The 1692-nt window shown below is 62.5% G+C and carries 1 protein-coding gene; it reads right to left on the bottom strand.

Annotation, left to right across the window (positions count from 1 at the left end):
* Positions 1–43 precede the first annotated feature (43 nt).
* Complete coding sequence (locus tag AAC083_RS11205) at positions 44–1441, bottom strand: nucleobase:cation symporter-2 family protein (RefSeq protein WP_108536632.1); 1398 nt, start codon at positions 1439–1441, stop codon at positions 44–46.
* Between the last annotated feature and the right edge of the window lie 251 nt (positions 1442–1692).

Genomic DNA, 1692 nt, shown 5'->3' with positions numbered 1-1692 from the left:
GCTGGGGCGCCCCATGCAACACGTAATTGGGACATAGCCTTTTTTATGGTTGGGGGTCGACTGGCCGTACCGGGCCCACCAGCAGGGGTCTGGGCTGGTGGCTGAGATCCGGCTGGTAGCCGTTGAAGAAGAGATTCAGCAGCACTGAGCTCAGGGTCGCCAGCAGGATACCGCTGTGCAGCAGCGGCTGCAGCACGGCGGGAAAGTGCTGAAAGAAGTGGCCGGAGACGGTGGGGATCATGCCGACGCCTAAGCTGATGGCGACGATATAGAGGTTGTGACGATTGCAGTTGTAATCGGCCCGCGCCAGGATGCGAATGCCGGTGGCCAGCACCATGCCGAACATGACGATGCCGGCGCCGCCGAGCACAAAGGGGGGAATGGAGGCGACCATCAGTGACATCTTGGGGATCAGGCCAAAGGCGAGCAGTATCCCCCCCGACATGACGCAGACCCAGCGACTCGACACCCCGGTCACGCTGACCAGCCCGATATTCTGGGAAAACGAGGTGTGGGGAAAACTATTGAAGATGCCGCCGATGACGGTGCCTATGCCGTCTACCCGCAGCCCTCGCACTATGTCGCCCCGGGTGGCCGGGTGGCCGACTATGTCGCCGAGGGCCAGAAACATCCCCATGGATTCGATGAAGGTGATGAGCATGATGACGGTGAGGGTCGCGATGGAGATGGGATCGAAGGTGGGCCAGCCAAATGCGAACGGCACTATGGGGGCAAACCAGGCTGCCTCATCGAGGCCGGTCAGGTTCACCTCGCCCATGCCGATGGCGATGACAAAGCCGAACAGTATGCCGAGCAGCACAGAGATATTGCTGAAAAAGCCTTTGGTGAAGCGGGTCACCAGCAAGATGAAGGCGAGCACCAGGAAGCTGGTGCCTATGTAGCGCAGGCTGCCGTACTCGGGATTGCCTTTGCCCCCCGCCATCCAGTCGATCCCCACCTGCATGATGCTGATCCCGATGGAGGTGATGACCACACCTGTCACCACGGTCGGAAAGAGTGGCATCAGGCGGCCGACCAGGGGAACCAGCAGGGTGGAGATGATCCCGGCGGCGATGGTGGCACCGAAGATGCCGGTCAGCCCCAGATCCGGGTTGGCACCGATGGCCAGCATGGGCATGACGGCGGCGAAGGTGACCGACATGATGACGGGCAGCCTGATCCCGGCAAACCGGCCTATCCCCAGACACTGCAGCAGGGTGACGATACCGCAGCAGAACAGATCAGAGCTGATGAGGTAGGAGATCTGTGCCTTGGGCAGCCCCAGGCTGCCGCCGATCACCAGCGGCACCGCCACGGCACCGGCGTACATCACCAGCACATGTTGCAAACCCAGGGTAAAGAGCTGGCCAGGGGGGAGCATGCGTTCCACTTCATCGACGGGGCGGCAGGTGGTCGTCCCGGGGGCATTGGTCTGGTTCATGAATACATCACTCCTTGCGGCCCGAGCGGCACGGCCGGGCAAGATGGGGCTGGCCACCCCGCTCAGGGATTATGGGCTGGGCGGGGATGCGAGCGCAGACCTTGTGCGCGGGCAGGCAGGATCGGCGTGGATGGCCACCCCGGGTGCGCACCCATGGACGTTGGTACTGCACAAAACGTGCGCATTGGCTTAGCGGTGGCACGTTGGCTGGCGGTTTTGTGGGCGGGATCACAGGGTGGAAGGTTGTGGGT

The organism is Aeromonas sp. HMWF014, from assembly GCF_963878295.1.
Lineage (GTDB): Bacteria > Pseudomonadota > Gammaproteobacteria > Enterobacterales > Aeromonadaceae > Aeromonas > Aeromonas popoffii.
This window is presented reverse-complemented; position numbering and strand designations above follow the sequence as displayed.

Coding starts and splice junctions, on each gene's coding strand:
- AAC083_RS11205 (WP_108536632.1), bottom strand. CDS start 1,441: ATGAACCAGACCAATGCCCCCGGGACGACCACCTGCCGCCCCGTCGAT.